An 18,622-nucleotide genomic window follows, 5' to 3' on the forward strand; every position below is an offset into this window, starting at 1 on the left:
TCAGCAGCCGCGGCAAATGTTGTTGATGCTGCGATAGACGGCGTCGTCGTCCTGTCGCATCTGGCGCAGCGTTTCGAGCGTCTTGCCCTCATTCACGGGCGCAGCAGGCTTGCGCTTTGCGGCCAGTTCTTCCTCCTGCCGCATGTAGCAGGCCTCGCGGTCGGGCTTGGCCTGGACGAAGCGGCAGTTCTGCTCCACGGCTGCGGCGGGAGTGGTGGAGATCGCAAGAGCGATCAGGGCTGGCAGGGCGAATTTCACGACTATCGAATCCATGGCGGCCCTTCTCTCAGGTCCGACAATCAAGAGCAACTGCGATCTTGCGATAGCTGCGCGACGCGGCTTACAGCGACGACGCGAGTGACGTTTTCAGCAGGGTGAGCAGCGCCTGCACCGCCGCCGCGTTGCGCCGGCGTTCGGGGATCGCGGCCTTCACCCACAATTCCGGAATCGGAAAGTCGCGCAGCACCGGCTTGAGCGTGCCGTCGCGCAAGGCATCGGCGACGAGATAATGCGAGATCAGCGCGATGCCGTTGCCGGCGATGGCGCTGCGCGCCAGCACGTGTCCCTCGTTGGAGGAGAGCAGCGGGCTGACCTGGATGCTGATGCGGCCGCGCGGCCCGTCAAAAATCCATTCCGGTCCCGTCGGCAGAAAGCTGAGGCAGCGATGCTCGACGAGGTCGCGCGGATGCTTTGGCGTGCCGTGCTTCTTCAAGTAGGCGGGGGAAGCGCAGAGCAGCCGCTTCAGCGCGCAGAGCGGCTCGTCGACCACGCCGCCGAAGGAGTGCGGGAAGGCGCCGATCGCAATGTCGAAGCCCTCAGTCACGGGATCGACCGGGCGGTCGATCAGCACGATCTCGAGCTTCAGTCGCGGGTTCTGGGTCTGGAAGGCGCTGAAGGCGTCGGCGAGGCGCGCCACCGTCAGCGAGGTCGGCGCCTTGATGCGAAGGTGATCGACGAGATCGTGGCCCTTCTCGCCCATGCGCGACAGCAGGTCGGTGGCGTCTGTGACGACGCCGCGCGCGCGATGCACATAGCGCTGGCCGGCGTCGGTCAGCCGCAATTGCCGGGTCGAGCGGTGAAACAGCGGCGTGCCGATCCGCGCCTCCAGCTGCGTGACGCGCTTGGCCACCACGGAGGTCGAGACATTGAGCTTTCGCGCGGCGGCAGAGAAGCCGGCCGCATCCGCGGTGGCGAGGAACGCCTGAAGGTTCACCAGGATGTCCATCTCTGACCTTTCGCGATTCGAGAAAGCTGATCGCGTAATTTGGTGGATTGTAGCCCGCCTCGCGTTAATTCATAGTCGGTCCCAAGCAAGGATTTTCAGGGATAGGACGCGCCATGCGGGCCACGACGATCGAAGAACCAGCGCGCCGGGTGCCGCTCTACGGCGAATATGAGGTGGTCGTGCTCGGCGGCGGTCCGGCCGGCATTATCGCGGCGGCGTCGGCGGCGCGGGCGGGGCGGAAGACGCTGCTGATCGAGCGCTACGGCTTCCTCGGCGGCATGGGCACCGCGGCCGGCGTCACCAATTTCTGCGGCCTGCACGGCAACGTCTACGGCCAGGCCCACCGGCTGGTGCAGGGCATGGCGTCCGAGCTCCTGGCGCGGATCGACCTGCTCAACGGCCTGAACACCCCGCATCTGATCCTCGGCAAGGTCTTTGCCCAGGCCTACGACACCGCGGCCTACAAGATCGCGGCCGACGACCTCCTTGCAAGTCACAAGGTCAATATCCTCTTCCATGCGCTCGGCGCCGGCGTGGTGATGGGCGATAACAGCCGTATCGACGCGCTGATGGTCGAGACCAAGGGCGGCCGGCAGGCGGTGCGCTCGGAGATCTTCATCGACTGCTCCGGTGACGGCGATCTCGCGGTCTGGGCCGGGGCGCCGTTCGAAGTCGGCGACGAACACGGCCATCCGCTCTACCCGTCGATGATGCTCCGTCTCAACAATATCGATCCGGAAAAGGCGGGCGAGGCCTGGCGCACCATCCCGCAATTGATGGAAAAGGCGCTCGCCGCCGGCACCCACAAATTCCCGCGGAAAAGTGCCATCGTGCGGCCGCAGAAATCCGGCATCGAATGGCGGGTGAATTTCACGCAGGTCGCGCGCGAGGATGGCCACGCCATCAACGGCATCGAGCCCGACGATCTCACCCGCGGCGAGATCGAGGGCCGCAGGCAGGCGCTCGCCGCGTTCGAATTCCTGCGCACGGTGCCGGGTTTTGAGAAGTCCTACATCGTGGACCTGCCGCCGCAGCTCGGCATCCGCGAGACCCGCCGCATCAAAGGCGGCTACCAGCTCAGCGGCGAGGACGTGCTCGGCTGTGCCTCGTTCGAGGATTCCATCGGCGTCAACGGCTGGCCGATCGAGGCTCATGTTCCCGGCGATGTGATTTTCACTTTTCCGCCAATCCCGGAATCGCGCGGCTATAACGAACTGCCGTACCGGATGCTGGTGCCCGAGGGCGTCGACAATCTGCTGGTCGCCGGCCGCTGCGCCTCGATGACCCATGAGGGCCAGTCGGCCGCCCGCGTCTCGGGTGCCTGTTTCGTGATGGGGGAGGCCGCAGGTTCCGCCGCCGCGCTGGCGCTCTCTGGAAATCGGATCCCGCGTGACATCCCCATTGAAAAATTGCAGGAAACGTTGAAACAACAGGGCGCCTTCATCGGACGGGACCAGCCCGTGCCCGAAGGGCTTTGACGGGCTGCAAGAGAACGACCAAGACAACGACGGAGGAAACCGGATGATCGGGATTGCGCGGCTCGCGCTTGCGGGCCTGGTGGCGATCATGGCGATGGGCGCGGCGCAGGCTGAGGACGCGCTGAAGGCCAGGATCGGCGTGCTCCGCCTGTCCTCCTCCGCGCCGGTCTTCATCGCGCAGGACAAGGGCTATTTCCGCGAGGCCGGGCTTGACGTCGAGCTGAAGTTCTTCGACGCGGCGCAGCCGATCGCGGTCGCCACCACCTCGGGCGACGTCGATTTCGGCGTCACCGCGTTCACCGCCGGTCTCTACAATCTCGCCGGCAAGGGCGTGCTCAAGGTGATCGGCGGCATGAGCCGCGAAAAAGCCGGCTATCCCCTGATCGGCTATTTCGCCAGCAACAACGCTTACGCGGCCGGGCTGAAAACGCCGAAGGACCTCGCGGGCAAGCGCGTCGCGGTCACGCAGGTCGGATCATCCTTCCATTATTCGCTTGGGCTGCTCGCCGACAAATACGGCTTCAAGCTCGCCGACGTGAAGATCATCCCGCTGCAGTCGCTGTCCAATGCGGCGGCCGCGCTGAAAGGCGAGACTGTCGATGCCGCGCTACTGCCGATCTCCACCGCGCGAAAACTGATGGATGAGGGCGGCGCGAAGTTCCTGGGCTGGGTCGGTGACGAGACGCCCTGGCAGCTCGGCGCGGTGTTCGCCTCGCCGAAGACGCTGACCAACAAGGCGCTGGTGACCAAGCTGCTCGGCGCTTTGGCAAAGGCTGACCGCGAATACCACGACGTGATCCTCGCCGCGATGAAGGACGGCGTGGCGCCCGTCAACGAGCAGACCAAGCCGCTGCTGGAGATCATCGCGAAGTACACCAATCTGCCGGTCGAGCAGGTGGTCGGCAATTGCGCTTACATCGATCCCGACGGCAAGCTCGACGTCAAGAACGTCGACAACCAGATCAAATGGCTCCAGGAGCAGGGCTTTGCCGACAAGGGCTTTGACGCCAATACGATCATCGCGAAGGACTATGTGAAGGCGGATTGATGCTTCCGTCATTCCGGGGCGATGCGAAGCATCGAACCCGGAATCTCGAGGTTTCGGGTCTGATCCTTCGGATCATCCCGGAACGACGGAGAACCGGATAGACGAGACAGCATGGACCTGATCGCCAACCACATCACCCACCGCTTCGGCGACCTCGCCGTGCTCGACGACGTCTCCTTCACCGTCGGTGCCGGCGAGGTGGTCGCGATCGTCGGTCCTTCCGGCTGCGGCAAGAGCACGCTGCTGTCGATCCTCGGCGGGCTGTTGCAGCCGACCTCCGGCGCGCCGGAGCTGCGCGGGGCGCCGCCGGCGGACAGTCTCAATCCGCTCACCTTCGTGTTCCAGGATTTTGCGCTGCTGCCCTGGGCGACGGTCGAGGAGAACGTTGAATTTCCGCTGCTGCACGCCCAGCTCTCGGCGGCGCAGCGCCGCGCGCTGGTCGAGGATGCGCTGCGCCGCACCGGCCTGACCGATTTTCGCAAGACCTATCCAAAGCAGCTCTCCGGCGGCATGCGCCAGCGCGTCGGGATTTCGCGGGCGCTGGCGGTCAGGCCTGCCATCCTGCTGATGGACGAGCCGCTCTCGGCGCTGGATTCGCAGACCCGCGAGCTGTTGATGGAGGACTTCGTCCGCCTGCTCGCCGACGGCGGCATGGGCGCGGTCTATGTCACGCACAATCTCGAAGAGGCGGCGCGGCTCGCCGACCGCATCGTGGTGCTGTCGCGCCGGCCCGGGCGGATCCGCGAGGTCGTCACCGTGCCGATGACGCGCGCCGAGCGCGGCGAAACCGCGGCGCGTGAAAAGCTGCTGGCGCTTCAGAACCAGATCTGGTCGCTGATCCGCCACGAGGCGATCGATGCCGAGCGCGAGGTCCAGCATGCTTGATCGCGCGCCGGTGGCGGAGACACCTGTCAAGAGCGAGGCGACCCGGCGCGTCCGCTTTCGCGGCGCGGGCTTCGTGCCGGCTAGCAGCCGCTTCGGCGGCTGGATCGCGCTCGCCCTCGTCATCGCGATCTGGCAGGCGGCCGGGAGCGCCGGTCTCGTCAATCCGCTGTTCCTGCCGGCGCCGTTGGCGATCGTGCGCGCTATCTACGAGCTGGCGATGTCAGGCGCGCTCTGGCAGCACCTTTCGGCCTCGCTGCTGCGCATCGGTGTCGGCTGGCTGCTGGGAACGGCGGCCGGCGTCGCCGTCGGCTTTGCCATTGGCCTGTCGCGGCTCGCGCGCAGCGTCGGCATCACTTTCATCTCGGCGCTGTTCCCGATCCCGAAGATCGCGCTGCTGCCGCTGTTGATCCTCTGGCTCGGCATCGGCGAAGAGCCGAAGATCGCGACCATTGCCTTGGGTGTGTTCTTCTCGACCGCGATCTCGGTCTATAGCGGCGTCGATGCGGTGCCGCGCAACCTGATCCGCATGGCGCAGAGCTTCAACGTGCCCTTCGCCACCATTGTGCGCAAGGTGATCTGGCCGGGCGCGCTGCCGGCGATCCTCGCCGGCTTCCGCATCACCGCCTCGGTGGCCCTGCTGCTCGTCGTCAGCGCCGAGATGATCGGCGCGCAATACGGCATCGGCGCCTTCGTGCTCCAGGCCGGCAATCTGATGCAGACGGATCAACTGCTCGCGGGCGTGGTGATCCTATCGGTGTTTGGCCTCGCGGTGGGCAAGGTGATCAATCTGCTGGAGACGCGGTTGCTGCACTGGCGGTGAGACATACTCCGTCATTGCGAGCGCAGCGACGATGTGGATGGAGACGCGCGCCAAAACCTCCATTGTCGTCCCGGCGAAGGCCGGGACCCATAACCCCAGGGAGAAGTTTGGCGAAGACGGGTAGTTACTCTTCGCTGGTACTCACACCACCTGCCGTCGATAGATCATGCGGTATGGGTCCCGGCCTTCGCCGGGACGACACCGAATGTGAGGCTATAGCACCCCGCCTTACGCATTCCCGCGATCCTCGCGAAACAGGTCGAGCTTCTGCTGCACGGGCCGATCCGAGAAGCTGAACAGCACGGCGTCGTCGTCGGCCTCGTGCGTCACCCAGTGCCAGCTCGGCACCACGAACAGATCGCGCGGGCCCCATTCGAAAACGGCATCGCCGATGCGGCTGCGGCCGCGGCCTTCGATCGGGCAGAACACCGTCGCATCGGTGGAGCGATATCGCGCAGTCTTGAACCCCTTCGGCAGCAACTGGATGAAGGTGCCGATGGTCGGCATCGCAAAGTCGCCGGTCTCGGGATTGCTGAACTTCAGCTTCAGCCCATGGCAGGCGTCCCATTCCTGGCTCGCGCGAGCCTTCTCCAGCGCTTCACGGGTGTAGGCATAGGGATAGCTGAAGATCGGCGAGGTCTTCGAGCTTCGCTTCACGTCGACCGGCAGCAGATTGTGGCCATAGCGCGCAAAGCTGTCGCCGGCGGGCTTCGTGATCCTCTGCTGGTCCTCCTTCGAGCCTTCCGCAAAGGAGCAGTCGAAGAACTGCACCAGCGGGATATCGAGGCCGTCGAGCCAGAACATCGGCTCGTCGGTCTCGTTGGAATGATCGTGCCAGGTCATCGACGGCGTGATGATGAAATCGCCGGGCTCCATCGCGGTGCGCTCACCGTCGACGGCGGTGTGGGCGCCCTTGCCTTCGAGCACGAAGCGCAGCGCCGACTGGCTGTGTCGATGCGCGGGAGCGACGTCGCCGGGCACCACCATCTGTACGCCGGCATAGAGCGAGGTCGTGATTTTTGATTGCCCGCGCAGGCCCGGGTTCTCCAGCACCAGCACGCGGCGCTCGGCCTCCTTGGCCGTGATCAGCTTGCCGGCTTCACGCATGTAGTCGCGGATGACGTCGAATTTCCAGAGGTGCGGCCGGCAGGCGCTCTTCGGCTCCGGCGTGATCAGATCGCCCATCACCGTCCACAGCGCGGTGAGATTTTCGCCGTCGATCTTCTTGTAGAACGCCTCGCGTTCCGGCGTCTTGGTCACGGCTTCCATGGTGCGGCTCCCGTCGTTTTGTTGATTGACAGTATACTGACGATCTAGGTAGCGTCAATGTGACGGACGGCATACAAGGTTGTCGTCATTCCGGGGCGACGCGCAGCGTCGAGCCCGGAATCCATAACCACGATCGGGAGTATGGATTCCGGGCTCTCGCTTCGCGAGCCCCGGAATGACAGAAAACAAAAGGGAGGGTTCCGATGAAGCTGCACGGCTATTTCCGCTCCAGCGCCGCCTACCGGGTGCGGATCGCGCTGAATCTGAAGGGCCTCGGCGCCGAGCATCTGCCGCATCATCTTCGCAAGGGCGAGCAATGCGCGCCCGCCTATCTCGCCATCAATCCGCAAGGGCTGGTGCCGGCGCTGGAGAACGATGGCGGTGCGGTGCTGACCCAATCGGTCGCGATCATCGAATGGCTCGACGAGACGCACCCCAATCCACCGCTGCTGCCGAAGGATCCGCTGCGACGCGCCAAGGTGAGGGCGTTTGCGCTGGCGATCGCCTGCGACACCCATCCGGTGCAGAACCTGAAGGTGCTGGCGCGGCTGCGCGAGCTGGGGCTTGCGGAGGAGAAGGTCCAGGACTGGGCCGCCTGGGTCAACCGCGAGGGACTGTCGGCGTGCGAAACGCTGATCAGGGACGAGCCGGGCCCGTTCTGCTTCGGCGATGCGCCGACGCTCGCCGATCTCTGCCTCGTGCCGCAGCTTGCCAACGCGCGCCGTTTCGGCGTCGACGTCTCGGCCTATCCGCGCCTGCTGAAGGCTGAGGCCGCCGCCAAGGCGCTGCCGGCGTTCGCCAATGCCGCACCGGAGAAGCAGCCCGATGCCGAGTAAGCCTCCTCCCCCGATCACGATGGACGCGGTCTATGCCGCGCCGGGCTATCTGTTCCGGCGCATGCAGCAGATCGCAGTCTCGATCTTCATGGAGGAGTGCAAGGCGTTCGATCTCACGCCGGTGCAGTATGGGGCGCTGATCGCGATCCACACCCATCCCGGCATCGATGCGACGCGGCTGTCGGCGGTGATCGCGTTCGACCGCTCCACCCTCGGCAGCGTGATCGAACGGCTTCAGGCCAAGGACTATATCGAGCGCAAGCCCGCGCCCGAGGACAAGCGGATCAAGCTGCTCTACCTGACGAAATCAGGCGCCGCGATCCTGCGCGAGATCATCCCCGCCGTCGAACGCGCCCAGGCGCGCATGCTGGAGCCGCTGAAACCCGCCGACCGCAAGGCGCTGATGGGGCTTCTGGTGCAGCTCGTCGATCTCAACAACGAAGTCTCGCGCGTGCCGCTGCGGGCCGAGGACGCGCTGGAGCATCTGGGGAAGGGCGGGTGAGGGGGTGATTTGCCGCGGTGGCGGCTAAAAACTCCGCCGTCGTCCCGGCGCAGGCCGGGACCCATAGCCACAAATCTTTGTTTTGCGAAGATTGATAACGACCACTTCACGCAACAACTACTGCTGCGGCGTATGGGTCCCGGCCTTCGCCGGGACGACATTGAGGTTGTTGCAACGCAGTCCCCTCACATCCGCAGCAACGCCTGCCGGTCGATCTTCCCTGTCCCCGTCTTCGGCAGTTCGTCGATGAAGATCACCTCGCGCGGATATTTGTAGGGCAAGAGCTTGCCCTTCACGTAATCCTGTAGCCGCCGCGTCGCCTCGTTTTGGTCTACGGCACGGCTGTTCATCACCACCACCGCCTTCAGCGTCATGCGACGATCGGGCAGCTCGGCGGCGAACACCGCGCATTCGCGGATGTCGGGGTGATCGGCGAGGCAGAGCTCGACCTCGAGCGGATAGACCCACTGGCCGGAGATCTTGATAAGATCGTCGGCGCGGCCGCGGAAGAAGTGGAAGCCGTCGGCATCGCGGACGAAGCGGTCGCCGGTGTAGATCCACCCGCCCTCGCGGATGGTCTCGGTGGACTTGTCCGGCCGATTCCAGTACAGCGGCGTGTTGGAATCGCCGCGCACCCACAAGATGCCTTCCTCGCCGTCGCCGACCTCGCTTCCGTCCTTGTCGCGCAGCGCGACCTCGTAGCCGGGCACGCGCAGGCCCGCGGCGCCGAGCTTCTTCCGTTCGGGACGGTTGGAGAGATAGATGTGCAGCACCTCGGTCGAGCCGAGGCCTTCGACGATTTCGAGCCCCGTGAGCGTCTTCCAGCCGTTGAAGACTTCGGCCGAGAGCACTTCGGCTGCGGAGAGCGCCATGCGCAGCGACGAGAAGTTCGTCTGTTGCGCGCCCTCGGCCTTGGTCAGCGAGGTGTAAAGCGTCGGCAGGCCGAAGAAGACGGTCGGCCTGTATTGCTCGATCGCCGCGAAGATCGTCGCCGGCTTCGGCTGTCCCGGCAGCAGCAGCGTCGCCGCGCCGACCGAGAACGGGAAGGTGACGGAGTTGCCGAACCCGTAGGCAAAGAAGATCTTCGGCACCGAGAAGCAGATGTCGTCAGGCGTCAGCTTCAACACATTCTGCGCGAAGGCCACCTCGCTATAGGTCATGTCGTGCTGGAGGTGCACGATGCCCTTGGGCCGGCCGGTCGAGCCGGACGAGTACATCCAGAACGCCATCTCGTTGCGATGGGTATTCGCTTCCGCAAGCTCGGCCGGGAATTGCGCAAGCCAGCTTGCCGCCGCGACCGCCGCAGGCGCAGCACGCTCGCCCATTCCGCCATTGACGACGATCAGCGTACGCAGGCTCGTGTCCTTGCACGCCTCTGCATTGAAGCGCGCGCAGAATTCGGACTCGGCCACCGCGACGGTCGCGCCGGAATCGGCGAGATAGAATTGCAACAGGTCCGGCGGCGTCAGCGTGTTGATCAGGAGCGGCACGAAGCCGGCACGCACGGCGCCGAAGAAGGCGGCGGGATAAGCCGGCGTATCGTCGAGGAACAGCAGCACGCGATCGCCACGCTTGAGGCCGAGCGAGATGAAGCCGTTGCCCCAGCGGCAAGCCTCCGCGCAGAGCTCGGCATATGTGCGCGTGCCCGCCGGACCAATCAGCGCGAGCTTGTCGCCATATCCCTTGCCGAGATTGTCGAACAGCACGCGGCTGGCGTTGTAGATTTCCGGAACGGCAAAGCCGATCTCGCGTGCGCCCGCGCTGTCCGCGGGCACCTGGTCGCAAATCTCGTTGCTCATGCGGTAGCCTCACTGGCCGCATCCCCACCGTTCTTGGCGGCCTCGTAACGCGCCATGAAGGCCGGCGACATCGCCCGCAGCCGGGAATCGTCGATGCGGCCGGAGCGGGTGATGTAGCTGTAAGCAAAATCCATCAGGTCGAGCTGCATGTGCTGGGCAAAGTTCTCGTACCAGGAGGCGCTGGTTCGTGCGGCGTCGACGAGCTTCTGCACGACCGGTTTGCGCGCGGCCTGGTAGCGAAGCAATGCGGTGTTCAGATGCGCATCGGATTCCAGCGCCTTGACCAGCGCGATCGCGTCCTCGATCGCGAGCCGCGTGCCGGAGCCGATCGAGAAATGCGCCGAGTGCAGCGCGTCGCCGATCAGCACCATATTCTTGAACGACCAGTGCTCGTTCCAGACCCAGGGAAAATTGCGCCACACCGATTTGTTGGAGACGAGGCAGTGGCCGCCGAGCGTGTCGGCGAACACCTCCTCGCAGACGCCCTTGGACTGTTCGACGTCCTTGTAGGCGAAGCCATAGGCCTGCCAGGTGGCGTGGTCGCACTCGACCAGGAAGGTGCTCATGGTCGGCGAATAGCGGTAGTGATGGGCGTTGAAGGCGCCGCGGTCGGTCTTCACAAAAGTCTGTGACAGCGTGTCGAAGCGCTTCGAGGTGCCGTACCAGACGAACTTGTTGGAGGAGTAGGACAGCGAGGTGCCGAAATCGCCCTCGTAAGCGCGGCGCACCAGCGAGTTCAAGCCGTCGGCGGCGACGATCAGATCGTGGCCGTTGAGCTGGTCGATCCCGTGAATTTGCGTGTCGAAGCGCGGCGTGACCCCGACATCGAGCGCGCGCTGCTGAAGGAACTGCAAGAGCTCGAGCCGCCCGATCGAGGAGAAGCCGACCCCGTCGATGGCGACGCTGCCGCCCTGCAGGTTGAGCGTGATGTTCTCCCAGCTCTCCATATGCGGCGCGATCGCATCGACCGTCTCGGGGTCGTCGGCGCGCAGGAACTCCAGGGCCTGGTCGGAGAACACCACGCCAAAACCCCAGGTCGCGTCGGCCGGGTTCTGTTCGAACAGGTCGACTTGATCCTCGGGATGACGCTTCTTCCAGAGATAGGCGAAGTAGAGCCCGCCGGGCCCCCCGCCAATCACGGCGATCCGCAACGTCTGCCTCCCTAATTGACAGTATACTTACTATCTAGGGGTAGACTAATGTGCTCCGGCCTCCCGCGCCAGCAGAATTATCGGCCAAGCGCGGCGCGCCAAAGCTCGCTTTCGGACCTGCGTCTTGCGCGTGTCCGAAACCGTCAGGCGCGAACCATAGCCAAAGCGCGCCGGCTTGGCCACCCGGGGATCAGACGCAGCGCTTCACGTAGACCCCGTTCACCAGCACCCTGGTACAGCGGACCACCGGAACCGGCTTGCGGACCACGACGGCCGCGTTCGGCCCGGCGCAGCCGGCGCGATAGACGCCGCGGGCGCACACCACCGCGTTGGCGTCGGTGGCCTCGAACGTCATGGTCGCCCCGAAGGCGAGGAGTGCAGAAGCAACCAGCAGCAATGAACGCATGTTGTCCTCCCGGTCTTGTCGTGATCGAAATCGATATCCGCAAAGGTTGATCGCGGCAGGCGTGCGAGAATTCATTCGCGCATGCCGCCGATCGGTGTCGTGCACTCCGGCGCGTCGCTGTGCGCTGCCTTATCGCGCCGCGAACGGCGCCAGCACGTCCTTGCACGCGGGCGACAGCGACGCGGCATTGCTGGCGATGCATTGCACGATGCGGCCGCCGCCGGGCGCGACGCCGGCGCACAGCGTGCGGATGTCGGCGCCGCAGGCCGATCGGACGATGAACAGCTCTTCGCGCGGCCGCAGCGGGCGCAGAACGATCACGGCTGGCGCGGCCGCCGGTGCTGCCGCCGCCGCAGGGGCTGCGCCCGCAGGCGCTGCCGTTGCTGCCGCGCCGCCGCCGGCCGCGGCGCTCAGGGCCTTCTCGCAGGCGGGCGAAACCTTTGCCTTGTTTTTCTCAAGGCATTCGAGCGCGGGCGCACCGCCCGGCGGCACGCTAGCGCAGACCTTGGGATAGTCGGCGCGGCACGCGCTCTTGACCGCAGCAACCTGCGCGCTGCTCGGTTGCTTGGCGGCAGCTGCCTTCGGCGCTGGTGCGGCGGCGGGCTTTTCGGCGGGCGCCGATTCAGCCTTCGGCGCCGCAGGCGCCGTTTCCGTCTTGGACTCGGTCTTGGGCGCAGCTTCGGTCTTTGGTGCGGCCGGCGCGGCTTCGGTCTTCGGAGCCGCAGCCGGCTCGACCGCGCGAACCGCGGTCTGGCACCCAGGTGACAGGCTCGACATGTTCTTCGCCAGACATTGATACGCTTCCACGCCGCCGGGCGTGACGCTCGAGCAGTGCGCCATGAAGTCCGAGCGGCATGCGGACCGGATCGCGCTCTTCTGCGCGTCGGTCGGCGCTTGCGCGACCGCGCCTGTTGCAGTTGCGAAGAGCGCGGCCGCGAGCAACGCCGTGCGCGTTGATGCATGTTTCAACGTGTTGAACATCTGAGTGAATTCCCGCCCTGTCGGTAGCGCCGACGATTTTCAAATGTGATTCAAGCGCAATCGTCGCGAGTGATGCCTCGCGCGCGGTATCTTTGGATGCTTTGGCCTCTACCGCAAGTGGATAATGCCGGCGCAATTGCGACGTAACTAGAGCATGATCCGGACCCGAAGGGCCGCGTCAGCGCAAAGTGTGCAGCGGTTATCCCTCGCGACAGACGCGGAACGCGTTTGCGCGGAGATCATGCTCAAGCAATACGTCGTCAGAGCTTGACCATGCGCTTGCCGCGGTTCTCGCCCGCGAGCAATCCGATCAGCGCTTTCGGCGTGTTCTCCAATCCGTCGATGATGTCCTCCTGCACCTTCAGCTTGCCGGATTTGACCCAGCCCTGGAGCTCGGCGAGCGCGCGCTGGCTGTCCTTCATGTAGTCCATCACGATGAAGCCCTGCATGACGAGCCGCTTCACCACGATCAGGCCGGGTACGCCGCGCGGACCGTGCGCGGCAGGCGCACCGTCATATTGCGAGATCGCGCCGCAGCAGGCGATGCGGCCGTAATTGTTCATCTGCGGCAGGCAGGCTTCCAGAATGTCGCCGCCGACATTGTCGAAATAGACGTCGATGCCCGTTGGCGCGGCCGCGCGCAGGGCCTTGAACACCGCGCCGTCCTTGTAGTCGACGGCGGCATCGAATCCGAGCTCGGAGGTCAGCCAGTTGCACTTGTCGGCGCCGCCGGCGATGCCGATGACGCGACATCCCTTGATCTTGGCGATCTGCCCGACGATCGAGCCGACCGAGCCGGCCGCCGCGGAGACCACGACGGTCTCGCCCTCTTTGGGCTTGCCGACCTCCAGCAGGCCGAAATAGGCGGTGAGGCCGGCGATGCCGAACACGCTGAGCAGATGCGTCATCGGTTCCAGCTTCGGCATCTTGGTGAGATGCTTTGCCGGCACCGCGGCAAACTCCTGCCAGCCGGTGTCGCCGAACACGATGTCGCCGGCAGCCAACCCCGGCGCCTTCGAGCTGACGACCTCGGCGATGCCGCCGCCGGCCATCACGCTGTTCGCTTCGACGGCTGAACGATAGGTCGCGCCATGCATCCAGGCGCGGTTGGCGGCGTCGAGCGAGATGTAACGCACGCGCAGCAAAGCCTCGCCGTCCTTCGGCTCCGGCATCGCGCCGTCGACCATCTTGAAATGTTCAGGGCCGAGCTTGCCGCTGGGTTTTTCGACCAGAAGAATCTGGCGATTGATGCTGCCGCTCATGGCGTTTCCCTCTCCGTTTGTTTGACGATTATTGATGCAGCTGCCGCAAAGAAAACGTGCAGGCGCATTCGTTGTGCGCTGCATGAAGGCTAGATCGCGGGGGGCCGTTTCACAACGGGAACATCCGGCCAACGCGGCCACCCGCCAAGCGAGTTGCGCAGCCGTCATATCTGCGACATCATGAAGCGCCGGTGTACGTGGGGGTAAGCAATGTCGAACAGGTTTACGCAATACATCTTGGGCGCGATGGTGCTGGGCATCATCATGGGCTCGGCGATCTACAACTTCCTGCCCGATACGCGCGCCGACTGGGCCTCGTCCATCAACCTGATCGCCATGATGTTCCTGCGCCTGATCAAGATGATCATCGCGCCGCTGGTGTTTGCGACCCTGGTCGGCGGCATCGCCCATATGGGCTCGGGCGCCAAGCTCGGCCGCATCTTCGCCAAGACCATGGGGTGGTTCATCAGCGCCTCCTTCGTCTCGCTGATGCTCGGCCTGATCATGGTCAATCTGCTTCAGCCCGGCGCCAACTTCCCCGGCACGCTGCCTGCGGCAGGCCAATCGACCGGCCTGCCGGTCTCGGCCTTCTCGATCGAGAAATTCCTGACCCATCTGATCCCGACCTCGATCGCGGACGCGATGGCGCAGAACGAGATCCTCCAGATCGTGATCTTCGCCGTGTTCTTCTCGGTGGCGATGGGCGCGATGCCGGAGCGCTCCAAGCCGATCCTGGCGCTGATCGACGATATCGGCCACATCATGCTCAAGGTGACGAGCTATGTGATGCTGTTCGCGCCGCTCGCGGTGTGGGCCGCCATCACGGCGACGGTGGCCAAGAACGGCCTGCTGGTGCTCTGGAAGCTCGTCGTGTTCATGGGCGGCTTCTATCTCTCGCTGGCGCTCCTGTGGACGATCCTGGTGATCGTGGGCTTCATCGTGATCGGGCCGCGCTACAGCCACCTGCTGAAGCTGATCCGCGAGCCGCTGATGATCGCGTTCTCGACCGCGAGCTCGGAAGCGGCCTATCCGAAGACGCTGGAGGGCCTCAACCGCTTCGGCGCCTCGTCGCGGATCTCGAGCTTCGTGCTGCCGCTCGGTTATTCCTTCAACCTCGACGGCACGATGATGTACTGCACCTTCGCGAGCATCTTCATCGCGCAGAGCTACCACATCGACATGCCGCTCGGCACGCAGCTCGCGATGCTGGCGACGCTGATGATCACCTCGAAGGGCGTCGCCGGCGTGCCGCGCGCCTCCCTCGTCGTGATCGCCTCGACGCTGGCGCAGTTCAACATCCCCGAGGCCGGCCTGCTCATGATCATGGGCATCGACACCTTCCTCGACATGGGCCGCAGCGCGACCAACGTGATCGGCAACACGCTCGCGACCTCGGTCGTCGCGAAGTGGGAAGGCGAGCTTGGGCCCGAGCATGCGATGGGACCGGGCGACGCCGTTCCTGATGACATGGTGCCGGGCGAAGTGCCCGCCATGGCCGGCCATGGTTAGGAGCACACCATGGGCCAGACACTGACAAGGTCAGTGATCGGCGGCTGCCTCTGGCTCGCGGCATCGTTGCTCGCGACCACAGCACTCGCCCAGACCGGGAGCGAAGGGCTCAGCCCGACGCTGTCGGCTATCAAGAAGGCGCATGTCGTGCGGCTCGGGTATCGCGAGAGCTCGCCGCCGTTCTCCTTCCTCGACCAGTCGGGCCGCCCGATCGGCTACAGCCTCGAACTCTGCGAGGCCATCGTCGAGGAGATCGGCGTCGAGGTCGACGATCCCAATCTCAAGATCGACTACGTGAAGGTCACCTCGGACGACCGCATCGACGCGGTGCTCCAGAACAAGATCGACCTGGAGTGCGGCTCGACCACGGCCAATGCCGAGCGCGCCAAGCGCGTCGCGTTCTCGCCCTTGATGTTCGTCGCCGGTACCAAGCTGATGGTGCCGAAGACGTCCAGCGTCCAGTCGCTGGCCGACCTGAAGGGCAAGACCATCGTGGTGACGAAGGGCACCACCAATGAGCAGGCGATCCAGGCGGCCGACAAGAAATCCTCGCTGGGGCTGACCATCGCCGTCGGCGCCGATCACGAGCAATCGTTCCAGATGCTCGCGGACGGCAAGGCGGATGCGTTCGCGACCGACGACATCCTGCTCTCCGGCCTGATCGCGCGCCACAAGGCGCAGGACAAGTACCGCGTCACCGGCGACTATCTGTCCTACGACCCCTACGGCATCATGTTCAGGAAAGGCGAGCCGCAATTGTCGGCCGTGGTCGAGCGCACCTTCCGCAAGCTCGGCTCCAACCGCGACCTCGTCCCGCTCTACAACAAATGGTTCACTGCCAGGCTTCCGACCGGCGAACGGCTCAACGTGCCGATCTCGCTGCAACTCGAGGAAGCCTTCAAGGCGATGGACGATTCGGCGAGCGCGAATAATTAGTGATCGCGCCGTGCCGCAGGCTCGCTGCCTTCCCTTCTCCCCTTGTGGGAGAAGGTGGCGCGAAGCGCCGGATGAGGGGTTGTCTCCGCAAATTCAGACGCAAGAGTTTCACGCGCGGAGAGAGAGCCCTCACCCGTCTCACCGCTACGCGGTGAGCCACCCTCTCCCACAAGGGGAGAGGGCGCAGCGAGCTCGCGGCTGCTATCTCTTCCCAAACACCCGGTCCAGCGCCGCGTCATACGTCGCCTGCACCAGCTCCGGATGGAGCTTCGCCAGCGCCTCCATCATCACGCCGGAATTGATCTCGAGCACGCGCCAGGCGCCATCCACGCGCACCACGTCGATCGAGGCGAAGGCGATGCCGATGGCGTTGGCGGCGTCGACGGCGAGCTTCACGCATGCCGCGCGCACCTCGCCAATCTCCATCAGCACCGGCCGCGCGCCGGCGTCGAGATTGTGCCGCCAGTTCAGGATGCGCCGCTTGCCGTTCGGGACGACCGCATTCACCTCGCGCGCTTCGAGCTCGCGGAGCTGCCCGTCGTGTCCCGCCGCGATCGCGAGCTCGCGCAACGTATGCTCCCCGTCGCCGACGACCGACGGCCGGTCCTTGCGGTAGACGATCATCGGCTTGCGATCGAGCAGGATCACGCGGACCTCCTCCTCGATCTCGACATAAGGCGCGATCACGAGGCCGAGGCCCGACGAAAAAACCTCGCAGACGGCGCGATCGAGCTCGGCAGCGCTCGTCACCTTGAACACCGCGCGTCCGGACGTGCCCTCGTTCGGCTTCACCACCACGCCTTGCGGGTGCTGCGCAAGCAGCGCCAGCATCGCTTCACGCCAACCAGGGCCGGCGACATGCGCGCCCATGCTCGGGTTGAGGAAGAGATGATGAGGAATGCAGGGCACGGCTTCAAGCGACAGCGCCTCGGCGGTCGCCGATTTGTCGTTGGCGAGGCGATGCGCGATGGCGCTGTTGAGGCCGATGTCGTAGCCGAAGGCGAAGTGGCGCGCCTCGCCCCGGCGCATCGCGATCAGCCAGCCACCAGCGCGGATGTCGACGGCAATGCCATGTCGGGCGCAATAGCGCCGGATCGCCTGGACGAAGATGCGTTCGCTGCTGGCCATGGGTCTCAGTCATTCCTGTCGCCAAAAGCCGCAAAAATGCGGGCATCGGCGCCAAGCCGGGGTGAAGATCAGAGCTATTCTTAATGAAATTCTCGCGAGCGCGACGGAAATTAAGTGCTGCCATCGAGCCCGAAAGGGAAAAGAAATTGCCCTCTGTGCGCGCCACGCAGCAGATTCATTAATGATGCGGCCAATTCCACCGCAAGTGCCGGTTTGATCGGCATCAATTGCATCCGAAACGAGGTTGATTATTGGTCTCAATGGCGTAGATCACACACGCGAAATCCTCCGCCATGGCAATGGTGTCCGCCCCGCTTTCAGGGCCGGGCAGTGCTTTTGCCCTAAAACCGCAATTATTCGGAATATCGAAAATCATGAGCGCGTTTTACCGAGAGAAAGTTCTTTCCGTCCAGCACTGGACCGACACGCTGTTCAGCTTCCGCGCCACGCGCGATACCGGCTTCCGCTTCCAGAACGGCCAGTTCGCGATGATCGGCCTCGAGGTCGACGGCCGTCCGCTGCTGCGCGCCTACAGCATGGCCAGCGCCAACCACGAGGAAGAGCTCGAGTTCTTCTCGATCAAGGTTCAGGACGGCCCGCTCACCTCGCGCCTCCAGAAGATCAAGGAGGGCGATACCATCCTGGTCGGCCGCAAGGCGACCGGCACGCTGATCACCGACAACCTCATCCCGGGCAAGCGGCTGATGCTGCTCTCGACCGGCACGGGCCTCGCGCCGTTCGCGAGCCTGATCAAGGACCCCGACGTCTACGAGCAGTTCGAGACCATCGTGCTGGTGCATGGCTGCCGCCAGGTCTCCGAGCTCGCTTACGGCGAGAAGCTCGTCGCCAATCTGCGCGAGGACGAGCTGTTCGGGGAGCTGCTCGCGGACAAGCTGGTCTATTATCCGACCGTGACCCGCGAGCCGTTCCGCAATCGGGGCCGCATCACCGACCTCATCAGCTCCGAGCAGATCTTCAACGACATCGGACAGGGCCCGCTCGACATCGCAACCGACCGCATCATGATGTGCGGCAGCCCGGCGATGCTGGAAGAGCTGAAGGTGATGTTCGAAGGCCGCGACTTCATCGAGGGAAGCGGCAACAAGCCCGGCCATTTCGTGATCGAGAAGGCGTTCGTCGAGCGGTAAGCACCGCTCGTTTATCCTCTCGGTGTCGTCCTGGCGAAAGCCAGGACCCATACCCACCGAGTCAAGTTTGGCGAAGGCTGGTCGTTGTCAGTCTTCGCGCAACCCCGTTTAGGGGTAATGGGTCCTGGCTTTCGCCAGGACGACGGCGGTGGGTAAAGCACCTTGCCCGGCCGCCCCACTATTCCCATCCCCACTCCCTCTGCTGCACTGCAAAAGCATAACCTCTCGGCGGATTGATC

Annotated in this window: 18 protein-coding genes; 9 read left to right on the forward strand and 9 right to left on the reverse strand. The window is 64.8% G+C overall.

The features are described 5' to 3' along the window. Entirely contained in the window at positions 1 to 273 is a 273-nt protein-coding gene (locus AAFG50_RS02870) for a hypothetical protein (protein ID WP_049832555.1), read from the reverse strand. Between the two features lie 67 nt (positions 274 to 340). Beyond that, on the reverse strand, positions 341 to 1,225 hold the full coding sequence (locus AAFG50_RS02875; RefSeq protein WP_028175123.1) for a LysR family transcriptional regulator: 885 nt from the start codon (positions 1,223 to 1,225) through the stop codon (positions 341 to 343). 113 nt (positions 1,226 to 1,338) lie between these two features. Between AAFG50_RS02875 and AAFG50_RS02880 the strand changes: the two genes are divergently transcribed. The 4 genes from AAFG50_RS02880 to AAFG50_RS02895 all read left to right on the forward strand — a co-directional run bounded on the left by AAFG50_RS02880 (position 1,339) and on the right by AAFG50_RS02895 (position 5,456). Further along, complete coding sequence (locus AAFG50_RS02880; RefSeq protein ID WP_028175122.1) at positions 1,339 to 2,703, forward strand: FAD-dependent oxidoreductase; 1,365 nt, start codon at positions 1,339 to 1,341, stop codon at positions 2,701 to 2,703. Between the two features lie 43 nt (positions 2,704 to 2,746). Beyond that, entirely contained in the window at positions 2,747 to 3,751 is a 1,005-nt protein-coding gene (locus AAFG50_RS02885) for an ABC transporter substrate-binding protein (protein WP_011082945.1), read from the forward strand. A 111-nt stretch (positions 3,752 to 3,862) separates the two neighbouring features. After that, positions 3,863 to 4,636: an ABC transporter ATP-binding protein gene (locus tag AAFG50_RS02890; protein ID WP_028175121.1), complete on the forward strand. Its 774-nt coding sequence runs from the start codon at positions 3,863 to 3,865 to the stop codon at positions 4,634 to 4,636. Then, a complete protein-coding gene (locus AAFG50_RS02895) occupies positions 4,629 to 5,456 on the forward strand; it encodes an ABC transporter permease (protein WP_028175120.1) in 828 nt (275 codons plus the stop codon). The genes AAFG50_RS02890 and AAFG50_RS02895 overlap by 8 nt, the downstream gene beginning before the upstream one ends. Positions 5,457 to 5,684: 228 nt before the next feature. Here AAFG50_RS02895 and gtdA read toward each other — a convergent pair whose 3' ends face one another. Next, positions 5,685 to 6,725, reverse strand: coding sequence for a gentisate 1,2-dioxygenase (gene gtdA / locus AAFG50_RS02900; protein WP_011082942.1), 1,041 nt, complete (start codon positions 6,723 to 6,725; stop codon positions 5,685 to 5,687). Between the two features lie 203 nt (positions 6,726 to 6,928). On the opposite strand from gtdA, the gene maiA reads away from it, so the two are divergent. Continuing rightward, positions 6,929 to 7,561 carry a maleylacetoacetate isomerase gene (maiA, locus tag AAFG50_RS02905; RefSeq protein ID WP_028175119.1) on the forward strand — a complete coding sequence of 211 codons (633 nt, stop codon included), beginning with the start codon at positions 6,929 to 6,931 and terminating at the stop codon, positions 7,559 to 7,561. Continuing rightward, positions 7,551 to 8,063 carry a MarR family transcriptional regulator gene (locus AAFG50_RS02910; protein WP_028175118.1) on the forward strand — a complete coding sequence of 171 codons (513 nt, stop codon included), beginning with the start codon at positions 7,551 to 7,553 and terminating at the stop codon, positions 8,061 to 8,063. Before maiA ends, AAFG50_RS02910 begins: the two co-directional genes overlap by 11 nt. Positions 8,064 to 8,248: 185 nt before the next feature. Here AAFG50_RS02910 and AAFG50_RS02915 read toward each other — a convergent pair whose 3' ends face one another. The 5 genes from AAFG50_RS02915 to AAFG50_RS02935 all read right to left on the reverse strand — a co-directional run bounded on the left by AAFG50_RS02915 (position 8,249) and on the right by AAFG50_RS02935 (position 13,662). Further along, complete coding sequence (locus AAFG50_RS02915) at positions 8,249 to 9,862, reverse strand: benzoate-CoA ligase family protein (protein ID WP_028175117.1); 1,614 nt, start codon at positions 9,860 to 9,862, stop codon at positions 8,249 to 8,251. Next, positions 9,859 to 11,013: an FAD-dependent monooxygenase gene (locus AAFG50_RS02920; RefSeq protein WP_028175116.1), complete on the reverse strand. Its 1,155-nt coding sequence runs from the start codon at positions 11,011 to 11,013 to the stop codon at positions 9,859 to 9,861. Before AAFG50_RS02920 ends, AAFG50_RS02915 begins: the two co-directional genes overlap by 4 nt. 190 nt (positions 11,014 to 11,203) lie before the next feature. Then, positions 11,204 to 11,419: a hypothetical protein gene (locus tag AAFG50_RS02925; protein WP_028175115.1), complete on the reverse strand. Its 216-nt coding sequence runs from the start codon at positions 11,417 to 11,419 to the stop codon at positions 11,204 to 11,206. Positions 11,420 to 11,548: 129 nt separating this feature from the next. After that, positions 11,549 to 12,400, reverse strand: a complete 852-nt coding sequence (locus AAFG50_RS02930) for a cysteine rich repeat-containing protein (protein WP_028175114.1) — start codon at positions 12,398 to 12,400, stop codon at positions 11,549 to 11,551. Positions 12,401 to 12,660: 260 nt separating this feature from the next. Next, positions 12,661 to 13,662, reverse strand: a complete 1,002-nt coding sequence (locus tag AAFG50_RS02935) for an NADP-dependent oxidoreductase (RefSeq protein WP_011082936.1) — start codon at positions 13,660 to 13,662, stop codon at positions 12,661 to 12,663. Positions 13,663 to 13,872: 210 nt separating this feature from the next. On the opposite strand from AAFG50_RS02935, the gene AAFG50_RS02940 reads away from it, so the two are divergent. Together AAFG50_RS02940 and AAFG50_RS02945 are read left to right on the forward strand one after the other, a co-directional pair. Continuing rightward, positions 13,873 to 15,171, forward strand: coding sequence for a dicarboxylate/amino acid:cation symporter (locus tag AAFG50_RS02940; RefSeq protein WP_011082935.1), 1,299 nt, complete (start codon positions 13,873 to 13,875; stop codon positions 15,169 to 15,171). Between the two features lie 9 nt (positions 15,172 to 15,180). Continuing rightward, a complete protein-coding gene (locus AAFG50_RS02945) occupies positions 15,181 to 16,107 on the forward strand; it encodes an amino acid ABC transporter substrate-binding protein (RefSeq protein WP_028175113.1) in 927 nt (308 codons plus the stop codon). A 201-nt stretch (positions 16,108 to 16,308) separates the two neighbouring features. Here AAFG50_RS02945 and AAFG50_RS02950 read toward each other — a convergent pair whose 3' ends face one another. Continuing rightward, positions 16,309 to 17,235: a RimK-like protein gene (locus AAFG50_RS02950; RefSeq protein ID WP_028175112.1), complete on the reverse strand. Its 927-nt coding sequence runs from the start codon at positions 17,233 to 17,235 to the stop codon at positions 16,309 to 16,311. A 374-nt stretch (positions 17,236 to 17,609) separates the two neighbouring features. On the opposite strand from AAFG50_RS02950, the gene AAFG50_RS02955 reads away from it, so the two are divergent. Beyond that, positions 17,610 to 18,383 (forward strand): ferredoxin--NADP reductase, encoded by a 774-nt coding sequence (locus AAFG50_RS02955; protein ID WP_028175111.1) that lies wholly within the window; start codon positions 17,610 to 17,612, stop codon positions 18,381 to 18,383. The last annotated feature ends 239 nt before the right edge of the window (positions 18,384 to 18,622 follow it).

The organism is Bradyrhizobium sp. B039 (genome assembly GCF_038965675.1).
GTDB classification, from domain to species: domain Bacteria; phylum Pseudomonadota; class Alphaproteobacteria; order Rhizobiales; family Xanthobacteraceae; genus Bradyrhizobium; species Bradyrhizobium diazoefficiens.

Bases quoted from the DNA above. Each gene is read 5' to 3' on its own strand.
- AAFG50_RS02870 (WP_049832555.1), bottom strand. From the start codon at position 273: ATGGATTCGATAGTCGTGAAATTCGCCCTGCCAGCCCTGATCGCTCTT.
- AAFG50_RS02875 (WP_028175123.1), bottom strand. From the start codon at position 1,225: ATGGACATCCTGGTGAACCTTCAGGCGTTCCTCGCCACCGCGGATGCG.
- AAFG50_RS02880 (WP_028175122.1), top strand. From the start codon at position 1,339: ATGCGGGCCACGACGATCGAAGAACCAGCGCGCCGGGTGCCGCTCTAC.
- AAFG50_RS02885 (WP_011082945.1), top strand. From the start codon at position 2,747: ATGATCGGGATTGCGCGGCTCGCGCTTGCGGGCCTGGTGGCGATCATG.
- AAFG50_RS02890 (WP_028175121.1), top strand. From the start codon at position 3,863: ATGGACCTGATCGCCAACCACATCACCCACCGCTTCGGCGACCTCGCC.
- AAFG50_RS02895 (WP_028175120.1), top strand. From the start codon at position 4,629: ATGCTTGATCGCGCGCCGGTGGCGGAGACACCTGTCAAGAGCGAGGCG.
- gtdA (WP_011082942.1), bottom strand. From the start codon at position 6,725: ATGGAAGCCGTGACCAAGACGCCGGAACGCGAGGCGTTCTACAAGAAG.
- maiA (WP_028175119.1), top strand. From the start codon at position 6,929: ATGAAGCTGCACGGCTATTTCCGCTCCAGCGCCGCCTACCGGGTGCGG.
- AAFG50_RS02910 (WP_028175118.1), top strand. From the start codon at position 7,551: ATGCCGAGTAAGCCTCCTCCCCCGATCACGATGGACGCGGTCTATGCC.
- AAFG50_RS02915 (WP_028175117.1), bottom strand. From the start codon at position 9,862: ATGAGCAACGAGATTTGCGACCAGGTGCCCGCGGACAGCGCGGGCGCA.
- AAFG50_RS02925 (WP_028175115.1), bottom strand. From the start codon at position 11,419: ATGCGTTCATTGCTGCTGGTTGCTTCTGCACTCCTCGCCTTCGGGGCG.
- AAFG50_RS02930 (WP_028175114.1), bottom strand. From the start codon at position 12,400: ATGTTCAACACGTTGAAACATGCATCAACGCGCACGGCGTTGCTCGCG.
- AAFG50_RS02935 (WP_011082936.1), bottom strand. From the start codon at position 13,662: ATGAGCGGCAGCATCAATCGCCAGATTCTTCTGGTCGAAAAACCCAGC.
- AAFG50_RS02940 (WP_011082935.1), top strand. From the start codon at position 13,873: ATGTCGAACAGGTTTACGCAATACATCTTGGGCGCGATGGTGCTGGGC.
- AAFG50_RS02945 (WP_028175113.1), top strand. From the start codon at position 15,181: ATGGGCCAGACACTGACAAGGTCAGTGATCGGCGGCTGCCTCTGGCTC.
- AAFG50_RS02950 (WP_028175112.1), bottom strand. From the start codon at position 17,235: ATGGCCAGCAGCGAACGCATCTTCGTCCAGGCGATCCGGCGCTATTGC.
- AAFG50_RS02955 (WP_028175111.1), top strand. From the start codon at position 17,610: ATGAGCGCGTTTTACCGAGAGAAAGTTCTTTCCGTCCAGCACTGGACC.